Below are 21,483 nucleotides of genomic sequence, written 5' to 3'. Positions count from 1 at the left end.
TCATTCATCATTTATCATTCATCATTCTGATTAATAATCTCTATTTTTGCACACTTTTCAATAAAACAGTATCTGTAATAAGGCGTTCTGCGTCAACCTATAATGGGACTTTTCAATTTTTTAACTAGCGACATTGCTATCGACCTGGGCACGGCGAATACCTTGATTATTCACAAGGATCGGATTGTGGTGGATGAGCCTTCGATTATTGCAATGGATAAAGTCAGCGGTAAGGTGCTGGCCATTGGTCATAAGGCCATGCAAATGCACGAAAAGACCAATGAAAATATCAAGACCATTCGCCCATTGAAGGATGGCGTAATTGCCGACTTTACGGCCGCCGAATTGATGATTCGGGGGATGATTAAAATGATTGATACCGGCAGCAAACTATTTTCACCTTCGCACCGGATGGTTATTTGTATTCCATCAGGTATCACCGAGGTGGAAAAACGGGCCGTTAAAGATTCTGCCGAGCATGCCGGAGCCAAAGAGGTATATATGGTGCACGAGCCGATCGCAGCCGCTATCGGTATTGGTATTGACATTACCCAGCCTAACGGAACCATGATCGTGGATATCGGTGGGGGAACAACCGAAATTGCGGTAATTGCTCTCTCTGGCATCGTCTGTGAACAGTCGATTCGTATTGCAGGGGATGTGTTTACCCGAGACATCGTGGATTACATGCGCCGGGAGCATAACCTGCTGATTGGCGAACGTTCGGCTGAGCAAATCAAAATGGAAGTTGGTTCGGCATTGCCTGAGCTTGACAATCCACCAGCCGATTACGAAATACGGGGGCGTGATTTGATGACGGGTATTCCGAAAGAAATTAAGGTTACCTACAGCGAAATCGCTTATGCGCTCGATAAATCCATCTCGAAAATTGAAGAGGCTACCATGAAGGCCCTTGAAATTTCGCCACCGGAATTATCGGCTGATATTTATACCAATGGTATTCACCTGACAGGTGGTGGTGCGTTGTTGCATGGCCTCGATAAACGCCTGGGTGCTAAAACCAAGTTGCCAATTCACGTGGCCGATGATCCGCTCAAAGCCGTTGTAAAAGGAACGGGTGAAGTGATCAAGAATCTGGAGATGTACCGGTCTGTACTGATTAGTTAAGCTTGTAACGCGGGTGGAAACCCGCGCTTTGTCTTGCTAGTAAAGCATTTTGACAAGGCGCGGGTTTCCACCCGCGTTACTTATTTATATGGGAGAGTTAGTTGATTTTTTTATTCGAAGTCGGAACTTCATTTTGTTTGTGTTGCTGGAAGTACTTTGTTTTTACTTCATCATCAACACCAGCAATTATTGGGGAGCTACCTACTTCAATACTTCAAATCGGTACGCGGCTCAAGTACTGGCCTGGTCGAACGCAGCGAATCAATACGCTAACTTACGACAGGTTAATGCTGATCTGGCGCTGGAAAACCAACGACTCAATGCCCGCTTGACCCAATTGCTTCAAAGCAAGCCGGCGGCTCCCGCCGAATATCAGGCCGATTCGGCCTTTGCCGATCGCTTTAAGTTTGTTGTTGCGAAGGTGGTTAATAACACCACCCAATTTGCGAACAACTACATCACGATTGATAAAGGCACCGACGATGGCATTCGGCCGGGTATGGGTGTGATTTCGCCGACGGGCGTTGTTGGTAAAGTGAAAATTTGCAACCGGCGCTTTTCGGTTATTACATCCATTCTGCATTCAGAATATCTGGTTTCTTCGCAATTGGTAAAAGCCAGAGAAATCGGGACAGCCAAGTGGGATGGCGTTGACCCGCACTTAATTAAACTGAATGATATTTCGCTGACAAAGCCCGTCAGCAAAGGCGATTCTGTGGTGACCTCTGATCGCAACTCCACATTTCCGCCGGGCATTTTGGTGGGCCGTGTCCGAACGATTGGCGTACAACCGAATCGGGTATTTCACGATCTTACCCTCGATTTGGCCACGAATTTCAGTAGTTTATCGTTCGTGTATGTCGTTGAAAATCGGTTGCAGGCCGAACAGGATCAGTTAGAGAAACAGGTTGAAACCGAAAAATAAGTCATAAGTTGGGCGTTATCAGCAACGAGTATATACTTCTGATGACAGGTGACCATCGACAATCGACAAATTAAAAATGACTTTTCGCGAAATCGTATCCGCTATCTTACTTTTCCTTTTGTATCTGGTTCTGCAAATTCTGCTGGTCCGCAATCTGGTATTGTTCGATTACGCGTTCTGCTTTGTTTATATCGCCTGTATTCTACTGCTGCCCAATGAAACCAGTTTAACGTGGTTGCTGATTATCGCGTTTATAACGGGCATAACTGTCGATACATTTTATAATACACTGGGTATGCATGCGGCTGCTACAGTGCTGATGGCCTACTGTCGCCCGCTGGTTGTACGAGCGCAAATCGATGTGCCAGGACTTGAATCGCGGATTGCTTTTTCGCTCAAAGAACTAGGCACAGGCGCCTTTTTTCGGTACGTACTCGTTCTTGCCCTAATTCACCATACGGCGTTGTTCTTCATCGAAGCCAGCAGCTTAACGCTTATTATCCCAACGCTTATTCGGGTCATTGCCAGTACGCTCTTCACTACGGTAAGTATTGTACTCATTCAGTTTTTTACGAGAAACTAAGGGAATTACGATGTACGAATTACGGTTTACGTTTTATAAATCAGTACATATCTTAAATCGTCAATCGAACCTCGTAATTCGTAAATCCATACATGGCCGAAACACTTCATATTCCTCAAACTACAAATCGTCAGTCTATTTATGAGAGCCTGATTCCACAAATAGCTGCGCTTGTTGAAGGCGAGCCTGATCTCGTTGCCAATCTGGCCAACATTGCCGCAGCGTTAAAAGAAGCGTTTGGATTTTTCTGGGTAGGCTTCTATCTCAAAAAAGATAACCAGTTAGTTCTAGGGCCATTTCAGGGACCAATTGCCTGCACGCGTATTGCGTTTGGTAAAGGCGTTTGTGGGGCTGCTTACACTCGCCAGGAAACCATATTAGTTCCCGATGTTGAGCAGTTTCCCGGACACATTGCCTGTAGTTCGGCATCAAAGTCAGAAGTCGTTGTGCCTGTGTTCGATCTGGACGGAAATGTGTCGATGGTGTTGGACGTCGACAGTGATCAGCTTGCTGATTTCAGTGAAGTTGATGTCAAAGGGCTTGAGCAAATTGCCAGGCTGATTACTAATTTCTAATAGTATCGACGGGCTGAAGCTGAACGCGGCCTGGCCTGTAGGTATCTTCAATTAAGATGTAATTAAATTGAGAGCGATGCTTAAACCGTTGATGGATTTGTCCGTCTTATGATCGGATTTAACCAGGTACGATCATGTTTAAGAAATTAATTGCATTGAGCGGTTTATTGCTCGCCCTGTCCTCATTACCATTGCTGGCACAGCAAACCGCTACACCCGCAGCTCCCGCTCAAGCGGGTTCGCGTATGGGAAAAGGTCGGGGAATGCAGCCATATCAGGCTGCTGATCCGGCTACCCGGGCTCAGCGAATGACTGACCGGATGACGAAACAGTTGGGGTTAGATGAAGCGACGTCTAAAAAAGTGTATGATTTGTCGTTGGCAAGGGCTCAGAAAATAGATGCCATTCAAAAAGGCACCGACGATAATAAAACCAAGAATCAGGCCTTGAAGGCGAATGCAGATGACTTTAAAAGCAAGCTACAGGGCGTTCTGACACCTGATCAGTTTACAAAATTTGAGTCGATGAAAGGTCATATGGGGCGAGGCCGTGGTAACGGTGGCTCAACAGACGATAACGATCAGAAATAAGTTGATCGACTAAGTTGTAAAATCGGAAGCCTGCTAGTTGAACGATAAGTTGACTGGCAGGCTTCCGATTTTTGTTGCCTCAACACATTATCTGGATAGTACCTTTCTATTGGTATAGAGTAGACCTAATTGCAGTAAAGTTTACGTACTCTTCCCTTTTTTACGAAACGCTCTACTACTCTATGGCTTCTTTCTTATCGCGCCGGTCGTTTGTGCGGCAAACCTCATTGATTACAGCGGCTGGACTTGCGATTCCGGCCGGTTTATCTGCTAAGTCGTTTGGACAAGCTGCCGAACCAGCTATTCTTGGCCATAATAGCTTCCGCTACCGGGTTGTACCGGGTTGGGGCGTGTTGGATGCAGGAAAAAATCCAGTGAATGACTGCCACGAGATGGCTCTGGATGCCAAAGGACGAATCATTCTGCTGACTAACGAGACGAAAAATAATATTCTTATCTACGATAAGTCCGGAAAGTTACTCGAAACCTGGGGGCACGACTATCCCGGTGGTCATGGTCTGACGCTTGGGGGCGAGGGCAACGATCAATACCTGCTTATTACGGATACGGATCGCCATCAGGTTATTAAAACCGACTTGAAAGGGCGTGAACTGATGAAGATCGACTACCCGAAAGAAACCGGGAAGTATGACTACCCAACTCAATTTAAACCAACCGAAACGGCTGTTAACCCAGCTAACGGCGACATCTATGTTGTAGACGGCTACGGGCTTAACTACGTGACCCAGTTTGATAAATCGGGTAAACTCATTCGCTATTGGGGGGGCAAAGGAGATACTAACGAAACCTTCGACTGCTGCCACGGCATTACGGTCGATCGGCGGGTAGCGTCTAATCCAACACTTCTGGTTACGGATCGGCGGCATAATGCGCTGAAACGCTTTACACTGGATGGGAAATACCTGTCGACGATTGCGTTGCCTGGTTCATACATTTGCCGCCCGGTTATACACGGCGAAAATATCTACGGAGCTGTGTTTCGGAGTACGTCCGATGCGTATCCAGATTCGGGTTATATCACAATTTTGGATAAAAATGATCGGGTCATTTCAACGCCAGGCGGAACGGAGCCAGTTTATCAAAATGACAAACTGGTAGAGCAGCGGAAAGACCGAAATCTGAACGCATTCCTGCATCCGCACGATGTACTAATCGACGGCGACGACAGCATTTATGTGGCTCAGTGGGCATCTAAAAAAACATATCCTATTAAATTAGAGCGAGTAGCCTAAGTGTAGCCCGATTATGACTAACCTGATTTTAGTGCAGGCCACAGCACAACCATCCGATTGGGTGTTGTTTTGGGGCCATTTTCATCCACTCATTGTTCACTTACCTATTGGTTTCCTGTTAATTGCCGGGCTTCTTGAATTGGACCGATTGACCCGACGTAACTCGGTAAGTCAGCATACCATTACCCTGATCTTGTTCTGGTCGGCGGTAAGCGCTACGATGGCTTGTTTGCTTGGCTATATGCTATCGTTAGGTGGGGGCTACGACGGCGAAACGCTGGACTCGCACATGTGGCAGGGCATTGGCGTGGCTGTTTTTGCCTGGGTGGCATGGGGTGTCAAATCAGGGAATCTCGGACGCATTCTATCATTTTCGCAACTTCTGTACCTGCCTGCTTTAGGTATCGCGCTGATTTTGCTACTGTCAACTGGCCATCTTGGTGGAAACCTGACACACGGCTCTGATTACCTGACGCAATACATGCCAGGGCCAATTCGGACACTGGCTGGTGTTCCGGCTAAAACGCCAGCGCTGAAAGTGGAGCCAATCACGGATGTGAATCAGGCAATGGTTTTCCAGCAAATAGTCAATCCGATTCTACACAGTCGTTGCGTACAATGCCATAACGCCGACAAATCGAAAGCGGGCTTGCGACTGGATACACCCGATATGATTAAGAAAGGGTCGGAAGATGGACCGGTATTCGTGGCCGGAAAAAGCAGTGCCAGTGATCTGATAAAGGTCTGCCTGCTTCCTGAAGACGATGACCATCATATGCCTCCTAAAGGCAAAACGCAACTGGAGGAAGGACAGATTGCCTTGTTGACCTGGTGGATTGATCAGGGTGCACCCTTCGACAAGAAAGTGTCGGACGTAAAAGTCAACGACGCCATTCGTCCGGTATTAGCTTCATTAGGCGGTGGTGGCCCACTTGAAACGGGCAAGGCGAATGTTACAACGGGACCGGCTCCCGAATCCCCTGTTCTAACAATGAAGATGGCTGCGGCCGATCCGAAGCTCATTGATGAGTTAAAGAAAGCTGGGCTGTTGGTGCTTCCCCTCTCGAAAGAGCAAAATCAATTGGAAGTGAGTGCGGTTAATGCCCGCACGTTCAATGATACACAGGCGCAGTTACTGCCCAAGTTGAGTAGCCAGATTGTCTGGTTAAAATTAGGCGATACCGAAATTACAGATGCAACCCTGGTGCAGGTAGCCAAGCTCAAAAATCTCCAGAAGCTACATCTGGAGCAGACGAAGGTGACCGATGCGGGACTGAAACAACTCAAAGGACTGGAATACCTTGAATACCTGAACCTATACGGAACAGCTGTAACCGATGCTGGATTAGCCGATTTAGCGAGTTTGAAAAACCTGAAAACTGTTTATCTCTGGCAAACCAAAGTTACAGAACAAGGTATCGCCAACCTGAAAAAAGCCATGCCGAACCTTGAGGTTATTGGAGGAATCAGTGAAAAAGAGGCTGCCGAATTGGCTAAAGCAACCGCTGTTGAAGCGAAACAGAATGAGTCGAAGAAGTAAGGTTAGTTGATGCTTGTTTTTAAAACGCAGGTATAGGTGCCGTTAGATAGGAGACTATGAACCTGTTTAAACTTTTCTTTCAATGGCTTTTTTGTCATCCCGACGCAGGAGGGATCTTCGGGTGAGTCTATTGGCTAATCTGTCCCCGAAGATCCCTCCTGCGTCGGGATGACAAAAAAGCCATTGAAAGAAAAGTTTAAACAGCCTCTGTATTTTCAATACCTAATACCAGTATTGTTAAAGAGCAAAATAGCCTGACAACGCGAAAATATAGTATGATTTTTATGGGCGTTTCGGCGTTATTTTTGTAAAATCATTTCATTGTCAATCCGTTCCTCCGTTTTGGCGGTTCATTCTATGTTTGTCTGGTCTGATATACGGTTTCGATATACTATCCTTGGCGTAACGGCTGGCCTATTCGGCGCGTCTGTCTGGTTGACGGCCTGTCATAGTTCCGTTGAAAAACCAGCAGAGATTGTTGCTGTTGAGGCAAGTCTGCCTGAAAAAGTTGATTACAATCTGCATGTTAAGCCAATTTTATCAGATCGTTGTTTTGCCTGTCATGGTCCCGACAAAGCGAAACAACAGGCAGGTTTGCGTTTAGATACGCCCGAGGGCGCCTATGAAGCCTTGGCGAAAAGTGGTCATACGGCTATTGTGCCGGGTAATTTAGCCAAGAGCGAACTTGTTAATCGCATCATTAGCACCGATCCTGATGTGATGATGCCAACGCCAAAATCCAATCTGACACTAACCACAGAAGAAAAAGCGATCCTTATTCGCTGGGTTGAGCAGGGGGCGGAATATAAAGAACATTGGTCGCTCATTGCCCCAACCTTGCCGGAGATTCCGAAAGTGAAGGATGAGCAGTGGGTGAAAAATGACATCGACCGATTTGTTCTGGCTAAACAGGAAGCGAAAGGCTTGTCGCACGCCCCTGAAGCCGATAAGACGCCCTTACTTCGCCGTGTGACGCTTGACCTGACGGGTCTTCCACCAACGCCCGCTGAAGTCGATGCATTTCTAGCCGATAAATCCCCAAATGCCTACGAAAAGGTCGTCAATCGCTTGCTAAGAAGTCCTCATTATGGGGAGCGTCAGGCGGTTGAATGGCTCGATGTGGCTCGCTATGCCGATACAGACGGTTATCAGGACGATGGCTTACGAACCATTTGGCCTTATCGCGATTGGGTCATTCGGGCGTATAACCATAACCTGTCATTTGATCGGTTCATTACCTGGCAGTTGGCAGGCGATCTATTGCCCAATTTGAAAGCATCGGCCGACTGGAAAGAAAAACTGATTGCAACGGCCTTCAACCGAAATCACCAGCAAAGTCAGGAAGGCGGTATTGTCGATGAAGAATACCGGGTAGAGTATGTCGCCGACCGAACGAATACATTCGGTAAAGCCATGCTTGGGCTAACGGTGGAGTGCGCTCGTTGCCATGACCATAAATACGATCCAATCAGCCAGAAAGATTACTATTCGCTGTTTGCCTTTTTCAATAGCAACAATGAGCGGGGACAAATCCCGTACAATGGCGAAGCGGCTCCAACGATCACGTTGACAAAGCCTGAAACCGATGCCAAGTTGAAATTTATCCGTGAGCAGCTTACGCCCCTTGAGCAAAAACTAAATCCGAATCGGCCCGACTATCAGCAACGCTTTGGGCAGTGGCTAGCCAAGACTCATTCAATATCCACCATTGATTCGGGCTTGTTGGCACATTATACATTCGATGAAGCAGATCGGGCGGATATCAGTGCATTTGTGAAAGCCCAGAACGAGAAGCGAAAGCAGGAGGAGGCTCAGAAAAAGAAAGAAGAGGAAGCGCGGGCGAAACTCAAAAAGCCAGAAGTCAAGGTAGCTGAGAAGAAAGAAGCGCCAAAGCCTAAAACAAAAGAAGAGCTTTGGAAAGACCCTCGTAACGCGTTTGCCAATTCGGTAAATGATACCCTGCCCGCCCGCCTAGGTGGTGATCCCGACAAGGTGGCTTATCAGGTGCCGGGGCGTTTCGGCAAGGCCCGTTATCTGGGTGGTGATAGCTATATCGAGTTGCCCAGCAAATTCGGTGCTTTTGAGCAAAATGAGCCGTTCACCATCAGTAGCTGGTTCAATCTGGCAAAACCAGGCATGGCGCTTACCTTGTTAGGCCGGACCACTGGCCCAATGGATGGTCAGCGTGGGTATCAGCTTGACCTGTTGGCCGATGGTCGACTAAAACTAGCGTTTAGCCACGTTTGGCCTGCCAATGCCATCGACATTGAAACGATTGATAAAGTGCCTGTACATCAGTGGTTTCAGATTGCGTTTGCCTACGATGGAACGGGACAGGCAAAAGGCATTACGATGTACATCAATGGTCGCCCCGTTCGGACCAACGTAATTGCAGACAACCTGATTCACAGCATGGTCTACGGCCGAAATCTGACTCATTGGGCTCAGCATAATTTTTATGTGGGTCGGATGCACGATAATTTCTACAAGGATTTTGCTGTAGATGAACTTCGTATCTACAAACGTTGCCTGACCCCGCTCGAAGTGCCCGCCCTAGCGGGACAGGCGGATGCCTTGGCTATAGCTCTCAAAACGCCTGTTGCCAACCGGACACCCGCTCAGCGAACGGGGTTGTATACATACTATGTGACAAATCAGGACCCTGTTTACCGGGCCGATTATGCCAAAGCCATGAAGCTACGGGGTGAACAGCTTATGCTATACACCAATTCCGATCAGCTCATGATTATGCAGGAACGATCGGTGCCACGCGAAACACATTTGTTGAAACGGGGTGCTTACGATGCCCCCGCCGAAGTAGTGACGCCCGCCGTTTTGCATAGCCTCAATCCAATGGATGACGAAACGCCAAAGAATCGGCTTGGTCTGGCGAAATGGCTTCTGTCTGACAAAAATCCATTGTTTAGCCGGGTTATGGTGAACCGGATGTGGCAGCAGTATTTTGGCCAGGGCTTAGCTAAAAACAGCGATGATTTTGGTAACCAGGGTGCCTTGCCGAGTCATCCAGAATTGCTGGACTATCTGGCCGTTAAATTCCGTGGTGAAGAAGGCACGCCCGATGCCTGGAATGCAAAGGCAATGCACAAGCTCATTGTCATGTCGGCCACGTATCGGCAGGCATCCGCAGTGCCCGAAAAAGCGCGGGAAACCGACCCCGAAAATATGTTCCTTACGCGTGGGCCTAGTTACCGAATGTCGGCCGAACAAGTTCGTGACAATGCCTTAATGGCAAGTGGTCTCCTGACGCAACGGATTGGCGGGCCGAGTGTTCTGCCTTATCAGCCGTCGGGCATCTGGGAAGCCCTTGCGACTCGGAATGCGGTTAAATACGAACAGGATCACGGCGATAGTTTATACCGTCGGTCGATGTATACGATCTGGAAACGGTCGTCGCCTGCCCCCATGATGCTCAATTTCGATGCGGCTGAACGACATACGTGTATTGTGAAGCGCCAGAAAACAAGTACGCCTTTGCAGGCACTTGTTACGCTAAATGACCCGCAGTTTGTAGAAGCTGCCCGCGTATTGGCCCAAAAAGAAGGAGGAAAAGGGGCGTGGAAACAGGGGAAGCAAACGATCAACGAGATTTTTAAATCCGTGATCAGTCGGCCAGCCCGACCCGAAGAACTAGCGCTGATGGAGCAGCTTTATGCGGACGAACTGGCCGATTTTAAACAGAATCCGAAACGAGCAACGGAGCTGCTATCAGTAGGGGAGTACCCGGTTGACCAAAAGCTCAATCCAGTCGAATTAGCTGCCTGGACAGTAGTAACCAGTACAATAATGAACTTTGACGAAGCGATCATAAAACGGTAAAGGGCTATGGATATTCAGGACCAACTTCATGACCAGTTAAGCCGTCGGAATTTTCTGGGTCAGGCGAGTGCAGGCTTAGGCACAATTGCCCTGGCTTCGTTATTGAATCCAACGAATCTATTTGGCGGTGCTGGCCCCGGCGAGTCCACGCCGGGTGAAAATCCTGCCGTCGGGAAACCCCATTTCCCGCCGAAAGTAAAGCGAGTCATTTATTTGTTCCAGAGTGGGGCGCCTTCCCAATTAGAGTTATTCGATTACAAACCGAAGCTCGAAGCCATGTGGGGGCAGGATTTGCCTGCATCGGTGCGGAACGGGCAACGGCTGACGGGCATGAGTGCGGGCCAGAGTCGGTTTCCACTGGCCGCATCGAAATATAAATTCGCTCAGTATGGTCCCAGCCAGATGTGGATTAGTGAATTGCTACCCCACACGGCTCGTATCGCCAATGATCTGACTTTTGTTCGTTCGTTACATACCGAAGCCATTAACCACGACCCTGCTGTAACGTTCTTTCAGACGGGTAGCCAACAAGCCGGGCGACCTTCGTTGGGGTCCTGGGTTAGTTATGGATTAGGCTCGGATAATCAGAATTTGCCTTCGTTTGTAGTACTTCTTTCCAAAGGTCGTGATGGCGATCAGCCGCTCTATGCCAAGCTCTGGAGTAATGGATTTTTGCCCTCTGTGCATCAGGGAGTTGTATTTCGTTCGGGACCGGATCCAGTTTATTACCTCAACAATCCGCCTGGTATTGATAAGTCCAGTCGTCGGCGAATGCTCGATTATCTGGGGAAACTGCATCAAGAGCAATTTAAACACGTATTGGACCCCGAAATCAATAGTCGGATGGCACAGTACGAAATGGCCTATCGAATGCAAACATCCGTTCCGGAAACCCTCGACATTTCGAAAGAGCCCGATTATATTTTCGATATGTATGGCCCCGACAGTCGGAAGCCGGGGACGTTTGCAGCTAACTGTGTGCTGGCCAGAAAGCTCGTTGAAAAGGATGTGAAATTCGTGCAGTTGTACCATCAGGGATGGGATCAGCACGGCAACTTGCCCAACGATATTAAAATCCAGGCGAAGAGCGTTGATCAACCTTCGGCGGCCCTTATTCAAGATTTGAAACAGCGCGGTTTGCTCGATGACACGCTTGTAATCTGGGGTGGCGAATTTGGCCGTGGCGCTTATTCACAGGGAAAGCTCACGCGCGATAACTACGGGCGTGATCACCATCCACGTGCGTTTTCGGTCTGGATGGCTGGGGCTGGCGTCAAGAAAGGCATGGTTTATGGTGAAACGGACGACTTTGGTTATAACGTAGTTAAGGAGCCTGTTCACGTGCATGACTTCCAGGCAACTATCCTGCATCTGCTCGGCGTTGATCACGAAAAACTTACTTTCAAAAGCCAGGGACGGCGTTATCGCCTAACCGATGTACATGGCAATGTAGTAAAACCATTGTTGGCTTAATGCTCTTTCGATATTTCCCCAAAAATTAATTAATCAGGACTTTACTAGCTGCTTGATGCGCGCCGTCGGCTGTCTGGAACCGCAGAATATATAAACCACTCGCTATTGGTCTAGTAACCTCAATAGCGAGCGTGCTAGAGTCTTTTGTGTTGTTGACTGTGATTGGGATTTCAACTCCGCTAGCGTTATAAAGGCTAATCTTAGTGATATCAAGCCCCTGTGTTGAAAGTGAAAAACTGCCTTGATTTGGGTTAGGGTAAACAATTGGAATTGCAGTTGACAGACTCATATCAGATCGTATACGTACAGCAATAATATTCGATAGTTCTGAGCTGCCGTCTTCATTGTTTTGTCTGAGTCGATAATAATACACTTGTCCATTTTGAACATTTAGATCGGTAAATGAATAAACGGATATCTCCTGTGTCGTCGCATTTCCATCTACAAATCCTATTTTTTCGAAGTTATTGATTGTGCTGCTTCGTAGAATATCAAACCCTGCATTTCTTACCTCCCAACCTGTCGACCAGTTTAAGACAGCAGCATTATCAATGGATTGACCAGAGAATGTAATAAGTTTGACTGGAAGTGGGGCAGCTCCAGTAACGGTTAATGTCTGGTTTAGTCGTAAGGTTCCTGAGTTGCTAGTCGCTCCCCAGGCATAGATTCGGAATCGAATCGACTGCGCCGTTTGTATGCTCAAACTGATGTTAAGTGTAGCATCAACAGTACCGGACAATGGTCCTGTAGATACCGTGGTTTCACTGCCTCCTGCAATGCTGTAAGCGATTAGGTAAGTCGTTGGACCAGTGTTTGATCTGCGCTCAGTCAGATTTAAACCCGTCAAATTCATTTGATAACCCGTATTTGGGGTTAGGGTAAATTCATAATAATCAGTTGCATCTTGCGCCGAACCAGTCCAGCCAGAGGAATTAATACTGCTTGCGGCTGCAACAGCGGTAATTCCTGTTCCTCGTGTAATATCGGAAGCTGTAATGTTCGCATCGTTAGACGTGACAGCTTTGGAAGTTTGGTTGCCAGGATCAGCGCTTGTGAAGGTGTAGGTTGCCACCTGAGCAAAACTTGTCAATGAATATAGATATAACAGGATCAGTAGTAATTTTTTCATATACCTATCTATGTACGTAGTTTACAAAAATAGATACATTTATTGAGAATTATAGATACATTTTAAGGTTAGGAAATTTGTGCTCTAATGAAAATCAGGCAAAAATTATAGGTAAAGAGAGCATTTATAAAAGAGGTATCATACAAAGCAAATAGGCCGATCATCTCTAAGACGATCGGCCTACTTATTTTGTATGAGAAATAACGCCTGAACCTACAGGCCGCTGATAATGCGGGAATATACGTTATTGGTTATGTTACTATCGTACGCCTGTGTAGCATCATTGCTAACGTTAACCGTAACGCTTGAAATGCTACCTGGGCTAGCCGTCGTACGTGTGAGACTGAAGCCAAGCGTCGATTTGCCACTTACACCAATAGGCTGTCCGGCTGGGAGCGTCAGGGTTAGCTGGATGTTAGAGACATTATTTGTAACGCTCCATTTGGTGTTATCAACCGGAAGGTTCGTAGTGCCGTCTGTTACATTGATGCTGGTAATTGTATTGTCGAAGCCAATTGTATAGCCCGTAGGTGCCGTAATCGTAATTACTGTATTTCCTGCGGTTGGCAGATTGCCACCTACTTCAGTAATATAGGCTGCAAAGTTATTGGTAGTACTCGTGTTAAAATTCGCCTGTGGCAGATCGAGCGTAGGTGTTAAATCGGGAGCAGCCAATAGGAACCGGGCTGTTACCGGATAGTGATCGGATGTAGTGGTACCTCCTGTAACAGGGCGAACATTATTGACAGAATTCGTTATATATTGGATACCACTTGCTGTAAATGTTCCGTTCGTGCTAATCTCATTCGACACAGTCAAATGGTCAATGATGTCAGGATAAGAAGCCGTACTGGGAACATTACAATTGCTTAGTTGCTTGGTGACCACAGTATAATTTGCCGAAGTTGATAGAGCGCTGAATGACGTAACATTCGTTGCGCTGGTAGCAGCATCAATGTAAATTGATTGATCTACATCATCATTATAGTCGCCCATAATCATGATATTATCGTTCGGATAGTTTGTGTCAAGATAAGTCCTTAAGGAATTGAAATCAGCTATACGACGGCTATACGACGAGTTATCGGAGCCCGACTTGGCGTGAACACCAACTAGCTTAAGGTTTTTCTTGATGCCATTTATGGTCACATCGCAATTCATTAACACAGGAAAACGGTTGGATGCCCAGTCGCTCGATCCTGCGTCTGTTAAACTAGCTGGCACAATTTGCGTAGCCGATACGTTAGTAACTATAGCCTGATCATACACAAAACATACTTTTTGAGCATAGGTAGTTGCATCGCCCGGTACTTCAGGAGAATCAAACCAGTGGGAATAATAAATAGCAGGTCTTGGAGAAGGACGACTTGGGTCAGCACCGCATGTATAGGTGTACGATTTACCGGTGCCTGCATTTAACGTAGCAACGATAGCGTCCAGTTTTGTAAGATCACAAATCTCTTCCAGACAGTAAATATCCTTGTTCATAGTCTGAAGTTGTGCAGCAACATTGCTTTGTTGTTGTGCTTCATTGGTAGGACCAAAGCCCGTATTACCCAACCACTCAACGTTCCACCAGGCAACATCCAGGGTAGCTGTAACGGCAGTGCCCGATCCGCCTGTTCCTACTTCTGGGCAGGAAGCTGCAGTTGGAGTTGAGCCTGGGACATCAGCTGTTGAACGAGGTAATATTTGACAAACATTATCAAACAGGCTAACAACCCCTGTAAGATCGAAGCTGCCAGAAGGGCGGGTTGCGTTAACTAGGTCTGTTCCGTTCTGAATTCGTAAAACAGTGCTGGTACCAACGAGTGTATAGTTTGCCCCACCTGTAAAAGCAGTTCCAGCGGGCGCACTAATGGTTACACTTGGCAGTGTGACTAACTCACCTTTATGATCACAAACTGTGGTTGGCGTAACGGTAGTCGACGTTGGTGTAACATTGCTAGAGGTTGTCTTTACGAAACAACCCGTAAATTGTTGTAACTCTCTATCTGTACGATAGGTCGTTATTACACCCGTTACCTGTACTTCATCGCCAATACTTACTTCCGGTATTTCTATCGTAGTACCACTACCCGTATAAAGTAATAGCCCGCCCGTTGCATCCTGGATGTACATGTTGGTGCCAATGTTGGACGTAACGCGACCTGTAACGGTGAAGGTTACGTTATCGGCAGCGCCACGGACAGCACTAATGGCGGTAGAAATGCCGCAAGGACCACTGCCGCTACTAGGGTATACGTTTCCACTAACCGCAATTGATTTTGCGCCAGCTACCTCTGTAGTGGCTACTGTAACGGTTCCTGAGTAAGCACCGGAAGAAAGGCCAGACGCTAAGCGAGTATAAATAGTCTGATTTACAGAACCATCGCCAGCAGGAGTAAGGGCGAGAGGGCTTGTTGTATAACCAGAGTTGGCATCTGTCGAAACTTCATAGTTCGCTGGTGGCGTAACAACGATTGGCGTTGCTGGATTAAGATTTTTGCCTGCCGTTGTGAACGTAGTTGACGTTGGTGTTTGACCAACTGTATAGACCATTGCTGGCAATGACGTAGCCGAAACCGCAATTCTTGGGTTATTACTCAGCGCTGAATAGGTTAATGAAAAGTCATCAAGACCCGTAGTTGGCCGGTTACCACTTCCAGTACTAGCCGTTAACGCAACAACTCTGATCCAGACATTCTGCCCAATATTGTCGAGCGCGAAACCGAATTCATAATTTACCGTATTATTGGAAAATGTAGAACCACCAATTGCCTGCGTAGCTACTGTTGTGAAACTGGTTGGCGAATTTCCCAAACCGTATTGGATGGCCCAGGTTGTTGTTCTTGGAGAAGATTGGTCAAGTGATTGAAGCTTTAATGAAAGTTTAAAATCTTGTAAACCAGTAGTGTTTGTTAATCTTAAGCTGAAAGCCGCGCCTGGGTCGCCAAAAGAACCTGTTTGCCGAACGGCAATAGCTCTGTCTGTCGAACTGCCTTGACTACCGGTAGTGCTAGTGGCTGTTAATCCATCGGCTGAAGCTACATTCCTGAAGTTACCAGTGAGAGTGTTCCAGGCTGTGGTTGTTGATACAGGAGTGGCCGACGTGCCAAGTGCAGTTGTAGATGCTCCAGTAGTTGTGGCCCACCCCGAGGGAAGTCCTGAGCTAATGCCATCAAATGTTTCGGTATAGGCCGTACCTGTTAAAGATACAGGTGTCTGTGTCTGGGCTCGTAACGCATGCGTTACCAAAAGAAAAGATAGAACGAAGAGTAGTTTTCTGAACATAATAAAAATGGGTCAATGAAAGACAGATGATAAAGTTTGAAGTGTATTGGTGAACATTTAGTCTATAAATTAAAAGCACAATGTTGGAAAACGATACGTTTTTGTATTATTTATTTATGTTCATTGATAAGTACATAATTTAAATTGAAAATTTATAATAAAATTGTATATGAATTTTTTATATAGGTTATAAAGAAATTAAACATTCGAATGTATATAACAGCCAACTAATCAATCAAATAAGAGCACCCTTTAGATGTATGTTGCCCAAAAAGGACTAAGAGAACATTGGCTTTACCACCAAATCTTTTCGATCCTGTTGTAGTGAATGTAGTTGAGATTTGACGAGAATAGCTTCTTCCCCATTAATTTTAGGCGTCGTAAACTACGTGCTTAGATAGAGTGGTGGAGAAATAACAATAGAGCTTACTGAGGAATGGCTAGTCTGCTTGATGTATGAAAAACTGGTGGAAACGGTTGCGAGAGTTTTCTAACTTAACCCTTACCGATAAGTTACTGCTCATACACACGGCTATGGTTTTGACTTTAGTGCGACTAGGGCTAAAATTGCTATCGTTTCAACAGTTCAGAACGCTATATGGGAAGCTCCTAGCGGTAAAGAAATCTTCCAGTACATCTGATAAATTGATTGACCAACGGGTTTGGGCTATACAGAAAGTAAGCGGCACGTTGTCGGCTGTTTGTTTGCCTCAGGCGTTGGCATTGGCTTATTTCTTAAGGAAAGATAAAGGGATTGAGCTAATTGTGGGGGTTCAGAAAAAGCATACTTTTGAAGCTCACGCGTGGGTCGAGAAAAGCGGGCGAATCCTGATCGGAGAATCGCCCGACAATAGTTTTAAGCCGCTTTGGGTGTGGCAGTAAACCACAAAACTTAATCAGAATGAAGACACTCAACAGCCTAAAGCCGTTTAGACTATAAGTAATTTAGAATTGTCTATGCAGCAGCAATTAGATCTATGGATACGGGCGGTGGTCCGTTGGTTTGGCTACATTCCCAATCGTGATTTGTCGGGATGGATTTTATTAATAACCGCCGTTGTCTTGGGATTAGCAGTCGACCTTGTGGTGACGCAAATTATCCGATTTATTGTGCGTCGTCGGCCATTCCGAACCTTAGGGCTGCTCAAGATTTATGCACGCTGGGCATTCTGGGTATTTGTGCCTTCCTTATTTTTTTTACTGGCAACCAATCTACAATCGGAGCGTTTTCTGCGTCGGCATCCCGTTGCCGATAAAACAGCCGAAATGCTGTTTCTGATTGCCACTACCTGGCTGGTTATTCAGCTTCTGAAGGTTGGTGAATTGCGGCTGATCAATGAATATGATACCACGAAAGATGTCAATCTTTCGCAGCGGAAGTTTGTTACGCAGGTTCGGTTCTTTCGCCGGATGATTGCGATTGTTGTGATCATCCTGGGGACTTCGCTGCTGCTTATCTCGTTTCAGGGAAGCCGAAAAGTAGGGCTGAGTGTACTGACATCGGCAGGTGTTGTATCGGTCGTTATTGGCTTTGCCGCACAGAAAACACTCGCCAATTTGCTGGCCGGTATTCAGATTGCCTTTAATCAACAAATTCGGTTAGATGACGCCGTGGTTGTCGAAAAAGAATGGGGACGTATCGAAGAAATTAACATGACGAGCGTGATTGTCCGACTTTGGGACCGTCGTCGATTGATTTTGCCAATTACTTATTTTGTCGAAACTCCGTTTGAGAACTGGACTCGTTCCGACGCGTCTATTGTTGGATCAGTTTTTCTCTATCTGGATTATAACGTTCCTGTCGATAGAATTCGGGCACAAGCTCGAAAGATTGCCGAAAACGATCCACTCTGGACGGGCGATGCGTTTGCCGTGCAGGTGACCGATACCACGCCAACTTGTATTCAGATACGCATATTAGTATCAGCGCCAGATGCACCATCGGCTTTTGACCTACGCTGCCATATGCGCGAACAGCTAATCGCATTCATTCGGGATGAATACCCACAAAGCCTACCACAAACACGCTTGGTATTAGCCGAGGAACTGAAGAAAGATGTATGATATAGGATGTATGATATATTGCTTTCGCGTCGGCCACATCATACATCCTATATCCTACTTCATACATTAATTGTTTTCTTCCCAACCAAACGATCGCTCGATGGCTTTTTGCCAACCCCGCATGAGTTTTGCCCGTTGGGTTTCGTCCATGTCGGGTTCATAGGTTTTGGCGATGCCCCAGTTCTGACGTAAGTCGTCCAGATTTTGCCAGTATCCTACAGCTAGTCCAGCGGCATAAGCGGCACCGAGTGCAGTGGTTTCGGTCATTTGCGGACAAACGACGGGACCATTCAGAACATCGGACTGAAACTGCATCAGGAGCGAGTTGACCACCATACCACCATCCACACGAAGCGATTTAAGCGAAACACCTGCGTCCTGCTCCATCGCCCGGACTACATCAACCGTTTGATAAGCAGTAGCTTCTAAAACGGCACGGGCCAGATGGCCCTTATTGACGAAGCGCGTCAATCCGGCAATAACACCACGAGCATCGGCTTTCCAGTGGGGCGCATATAGACCCGAAAAAGCAGGCACAAAATAGGCACCTCCGTTATCATCCACTGAACGTGCTAGTGTTTCAATATCTGTGCTCTTCTTGATAATACCCAGATTGTCCCGAAGCCACTGCACCAGTGCCCCTGTAATGGCAACACTGCCTTCAAGCGCATACCGAACAGGCTCGTTCTGGAACTGATAGGCCACGGTGGTCAGCAAGCCGTAAGTTGATTCACGGAGTTCGGCGCCCGTGTTCATGAGGAGGAAGCAACCGGTGCCGTAGGTATTTTTGGCTTGTCCTGGCTCAAAGCAGGTTTGTCCAACCAAAGCCGCCTGCTGATCACCAAGAATACCCGCAATCGGAACGCCCGGTAACACCTCTGAAGTCACATTGCCATATACCTCACTACTAGGCCGAATTTGTGGAAGCATGGCGCGTGGCACGGTAAAGTCAGTGAGTAGTGAATCGTCCCAATCGAGGGTTTTGAGATTCATTAATTGAGTCCGGCTAGCGTTCGTTACGTCGGTTAGATGCAGCCCTCCGTGTGGCCCCCCGGTCAGATTCCAGACGACAAAGGTGTCCATATTGCCAAATAGCGCATCACCCCGTTCGGCATCAGCTCGAAGCCCCGGCACGTTGTCTAACAGCCATTTGAGTTTTAGTCCACTAAAATAGGTTGCCAGTGGCAAGCCCGTTTGCGCCCGAAAACGATCCTGGCCTCCGGTCGTTGAGAATTGAGCGACTAAATCAGCTGTTCGCATGTCTTGCCAGACAATCGCATTGTAGTAAGGTTTACCTGTTTTTCGATTCCAGACAACCGTAGTTTCGCGTTGGTTAGTGATACCAATGGCGACAATGTCCTGCACGGAGAGTTTGCCTTTGATGCGGGCCAAGGCAACGACCTCAAGCGTATTTCGCCATATTTCTTCAGGATCATGCTCAACCCAGCCCGGTTGTGGATAAATTTGTTTATGTTCTTTCTGCGCCACAGAAACAATCTGACCCTGTCGGTCGAATACGATACAGCGGGTACTGGTTGTTCCCTGGTCAATAGCGGCTACGTAGGTAGGCATAAGGTATTTAGGGATATTCGTTTTGGAACGTAATATTGTCAAATTATCCAATTAGTTTAGCGAAAAACCCTATACCAATGAAAAAAAGGACCTTTCTGAAATTATCCTCCGCATTAATGGCAACTCCTATACTGGCTCCACTAACGAGTTGGGCAGCAGATGATAAACTCAAAAACTGGGCAGGTAATTACCAGTATAGTACCGATAAACTATATAAAGCCAAGTCGATTCCACAGGTTCAGGAATTGGTGAAAAAATACCCTAAGCTGAAGGTACTCGGCACGCGCCACTGTTTCAATGGTATTGCCGACAGTAAGGATAACCTTATTTCGCTGGGAGATATGGACGACGTTATTTCGCTGGATACTAAAGCGCATACTGTAACGGTCGATGCCACCATGAAATATGGCCAATTGGCCCCCTATCTCGATAAAAAAGGGTTTGCTTTACATAACTTGGCTTCATTGCCCCACATCTCCATTGCAGGTGCCTGTGCCACCGCAACGCACGGTTCGGGCGTGAAAAATGGTAACCTCTCGACGGCCGTTGCCGCTATGGAAATCGTGACGGCTAAAGGCGAGGTTCGCACAGTATCGCGGGCCAAAGATGGCGAAACGTTCCGCGCAGCTGTTGTTCACCTGGGTGCTCTGGGCGTTGTTACAAAAGTCACGCTCGACATTCAACCGACGTTTATGATGCGGCAGGATGTTTATGAAAACTTGCCGCTGGCGCAGCTTCAACAGCATTTCGAGGCCATTGTATCGGCTGGCTACAGCGTGAGCCTGTTTACCGATTGGCAAAAAAAACGAATTAACGAAGTCTGGATAAAAAGCCGCATTGAGAAAGGGAAGACATTTGATGCCAAGCCAGAGTTTTACGGCGCCAAACGGGCTACAAAGAACTTACACCCTATTGCCGAATTATCGGCCGTTAATTGTACGGAGCAAATGGGCGTCCCCGGCCCCTGGTACGAACGCTTACCGCACTTCCGAATGGGATTCACGCCCAGCAGTGGTAAGGAATTGCAATCGGAGTATTTCGTTCCGCGTAAGAATGCGGTTGAGGCCATCATGGCGGTTGAGAAGCTAAACGCCCATATCAGTCCGCACCTCATGATTACGGAGTTGCGCACTATCGATGCTGATAATTTCTGGATGAGCCCTTGCTACAAGCAACCGAGCTTAGCCATTCACTTTACCTGGAAACAGGACTGGGCTTCGGTCAAAAAAGTGCTGCCAATGATTGAGAAAGAGTTAGCGCCATTTAAAGCTCGCCCACACTGGGGGAAATTGTTTACGTTGGCACCTGTGCAATTACAGTCGCGTTATGAAAAGTTGCCAGAGTTCAAGCAGCTCATGAAGGAGTACGATCCGCAGGGGAAATTCCGGAATGCGTTTCTGGATACGAATCTATTTGGAAGTTGACTGTGATTTTTTGTCATGCTGACGCAGGAAGCATCTTCGCGTGATGCCATTTATCCAGGGTAGTTCTAAACTTGTAATGATAGGTTGTAGTTTGTGACCACAAATCTGATTGATTTG

The 21,483-nt window shown here is 47.0% G+C and carries 15 protein-coding genes; 12 read left to right on the top strand and 3 right to left on the bottom strand.

Features of this window, described 5'->3' with window-relative positions; translation table 11 throughout:
• Positions 1-102: 102 nt before the first annotated feature.
• The 9 genes from ACYVGR_RS18890 (at position 103) to ACYVGR_RS18850 (ending at position 11,904) form a co-directional block, all read left to right on the top strand.
• Positions 103-1,128 carry a rod shape-determining protein gene (locus ACYVGR_RS18890; RefSeq protein WP_018619308.1) on the top strand — a complete coding sequence of 342 codons (1,026 nt, stop codon included), beginning with the start codon at positions 103-105 and terminating at the stop codon, positions 1,126-1,128.
• A gap of 88 nt (positions 1,129-1,216) precedes the next feature.
• A complete protein-coding gene (mreC, locus tag ACYVGR_RS18885; protein WP_460959489.1) occupies positions 1,217-2,053 on the top strand; it encodes a rod shape-determining protein MreC in 837 nt (278 codons plus the stop codon).
• A 76-nt stretch (positions 2,054-2,129) separates the two neighbouring features.
• Positions 2,130-2,636: a hypothetical protein gene (locus ACYVGR_RS18880; protein ID WP_182460053.1), complete on the top strand. Its 507-nt coding sequence runs from the start codon at positions 2,130-2,132 to the stop codon at positions 2,634-2,636.
• A 92-nt stretch (positions 2,637-2,728) separates the two neighbouring features.
• Positions 2,729-3,211 carry a GAF domain-containing protein gene (locus ACYVGR_RS18875; protein WP_460959487.1) on the top strand — a complete coding sequence of 161 codons (483 nt, stop codon included), beginning with the start codon at positions 2,729-2,731 and terminating at the stop codon, positions 3,209-3,211.
• A 134-nt stretch (positions 3,212-3,345) separates the two neighbouring features.
• A complete protein-coding gene (locus ACYVGR_RS18870; RefSeq protein WP_460959485.1) occupies positions 3,346-3,801 on the top strand; it encodes a DUF4890 domain-containing protein in 456 nt (151 codons plus the stop codon).
• Positions 3,802-3,983: 182 nt separating this feature from the next.
• A complete protein-coding gene (locus ACYVGR_RS18865) occupies positions 3,984-5,054 on the top strand; it encodes an NHL repeat-containing protein (RefSeq protein WP_460959483.1) in 1,071 nt (356 codons plus the stop codon).
• Between the two features lie 13 nt (positions 5,055-5,067).
• Entirely contained in the window at positions 5,068-6,594 is a 1,527-nt protein-coding gene (locus ACYVGR_RS18860) for a c-type cytochrome domain-containing protein (protein ID WP_460959481.1), read from the top strand.
• A 357-nt stretch (positions 6,595-6,951) separates the two neighbouring features.
• The gene (locus ACYVGR_RS18855) at positions 6,952-10,431 is read left to right on the top strand and encodes a DUF1553 domain-containing protein (protein ID WP_460959479.1); all 3,480 of its coding nucleotides are present in this window, start codon (positions 6,952-6,954) and stop codon (positions 10,429-10,431) included.
• 6 nt (positions 10,432-10,437) lie between these two features.
• A complete protein-coding gene (locus tag ACYVGR_RS18850; RefSeq protein ID WP_460959477.1) occupies positions 10,438-11,904 on the top strand; it encodes a DUF1501 domain-containing protein in 1,467 nt (488 codons plus the stop codon).
• A gap of 25 nt (positions 11,905-11,929) precedes the next feature.
• Here the strand turns inward: ACYVGR_RS18850 and ACYVGR_RS18845 are convergent, their stop codons facing one another.
• The gene (locus ACYVGR_RS18845; RefSeq protein ID WP_460959475.1) at positions 11,930-13,033 is read right to left on the bottom strand and encodes a T9SS type A sorting domain-containing protein; all 1,104 of its coding nucleotides are present in this window, start codon (positions 13,031-13,033) and stop codon (positions 11,930-11,932) included.
• Positions 13,034-13,246: 213 nt separating this feature from the next.
• Complete coding sequence (locus ACYVGR_RS18840) at positions 13,247-16,306, bottom strand: DUF5689 domain-containing protein (RefSeq protein ID WP_460959473.1); 3,060 nt, start codon at positions 16,304-16,306, stop codon at positions 13,247-13,249.
• A 456-nt stretch (positions 16,307-16,762) separates the two neighbouring features.
• Between ACYVGR_RS18840 and ACYVGR_RS18835 the strand changes: the two genes are divergently transcribed.
• Positions 16,763-17,188, top strand: coding sequence for a lasso peptide biosynthesis B2 protein (locus ACYVGR_RS18835; protein WP_460959471.1), 426 nt, complete (start codon positions 16,763-16,765; stop codon positions 17,186-17,188).
• 75 nt (positions 17,189-17,263) lie between these two features.
• Positions 17,264-18,370, top strand: coding sequence for a mechanosensitive ion channel family protein (locus ACYVGR_RS18830; protein ID WP_460959469.1), 1,107 nt, complete (start codon positions 17,264-17,266; stop codon positions 18,368-18,370).
• 66 nt (positions 18,371-18,436) lie between these two features.
• Here ACYVGR_RS18830 and glpK read toward each other — a convergent pair whose 3' ends face one another.
• Positions 18,437-19,942: a glycerol kinase GlpK gene (glpK, locus tag ACYVGR_RS18825; protein ID WP_460959467.1), complete on the bottom strand. Its 1,506-nt coding sequence runs from the start codon at positions 19,940-19,942 to the stop codon at positions 18,437-18,439.
• Positions 19,943-20,019: 77 nt separating this feature from the next.
• Here glpK and ACYVGR_RS18820 point away from each other — a divergent pair, with 77 nt between their 5' ends.
• Entirely contained in the window at positions 20,020-21,366 is a 1,347-nt protein-coding gene (locus tag ACYVGR_RS18820; RefSeq protein WP_460959465.1) for a D-arabinono-1,4-lactone oxidase, read from the top strand.
• Positions 21,367-21,483: the final 117 nt, after the last annotated feature.

It is taken from the genome of Spirosoma litoris (assembly GCF_054776755.1).
Note: the sequence above shows the minus strand (reverse complement) of the source record. Positions and strands in the feature narration are given on the sequence as shown.

Excerpts from the sequence above, each read along its gene's own strand:
- ACYVGR_RS18890 (WP_018619308.1), top strand. The coding sequence starts at position 103 with ATGGGACTTTTCAATTTTTTAACTAGCGACATTGCTATCGACCTGGGC.
- mreC (WP_460959489.1), top strand. The coding sequence starts at position 1,217 with ATGGGAGAGTTAGTTGATTTTTTTATTCGAAGTCGGAACTTCATTTTG.
- ACYVGR_RS18880 (WP_182460053.1), top strand. The coding sequence starts at position 2,130 with ATGACTTTTCGCGAAATCGTATCCGCTATCTTACTTTTCCTTTTGTAT.
- ACYVGR_RS18875 (WP_460959487.1), top strand. The coding sequence starts at position 2,729 with ATGGCCGAAACACTTCATATTCCTCAAACTACAAATCGTCAGTCTATT.
- ACYVGR_RS18870 (WP_460959485.1), top strand. The coding sequence starts at position 3,346 with ATGTTTAAGAAATTAATTGCATTGAGCGGTTTATTGCTCGCCCTGTCC.
- ACYVGR_RS18865 (WP_460959483.1), top strand. The coding sequence starts at position 3,984 with ATGGCTTCTTTCTTATCGCGCCGGTCGTTTGTGCGGCAAACCTCATTG.
- ACYVGR_RS18860 (WP_460959481.1), top strand. The coding sequence starts at position 5,068 with ATGACTAACCTGATTTTAGTGCAGGCCACAGCACAACCATCCGATTGG.
- ACYVGR_RS18855 (WP_460959479.1), top strand. The coding sequence starts at position 6,952 with ATGTTTGTCTGGTCTGATATACGGTTTCGATATACTATCCTTGGCGTA.
- ACYVGR_RS18850 (WP_460959477.1), top strand. The coding sequence starts at position 10,438 with ATGGATATTCAGGACCAACTTCATGACCAGTTAAGCCGTCGGAATTTT.
- ACYVGR_RS18845 (WP_460959475.1), bottom strand. The coding sequence starts at position 13,033 with ATGAAAAAATTACTACTGATCCTGTTATATCTATATTCATTGACAAGT.
- ACYVGR_RS18840 (WP_460959473.1), bottom strand. The coding sequence starts at position 16,306 with ATGTTCAGAAAACTACTCTTCGTTCTATCTTTTCTTTTGGTAACGCAT.
- ACYVGR_RS18835 (WP_460959471.1), top strand. The coding sequence starts at position 16,763 with ATGAAAAACTGGTGGAAACGGTTGCGAGAGTTTTCTAACTTAACCCTT.
- ACYVGR_RS18830 (WP_460959469.1), top strand. The coding sequence starts at position 17,264 with ATGCAGCAGCAATTAGATCTATGGATACGGGCGGTGGTCCGTTGGTTT.
- glpK (WP_460959467.1), bottom strand. The coding sequence starts at position 19,942 with ATGCCTACCTACGTAGCCGCTATTGACCAGGGAACAACCAGTACCCGC.
- ACYVGR_RS18820 (WP_460959465.1), top strand. The coding sequence starts at position 20,020 with ATGAAAAAAAGGACCTTTCTGAAATTATCCTCCGCATTAATGGCAACT.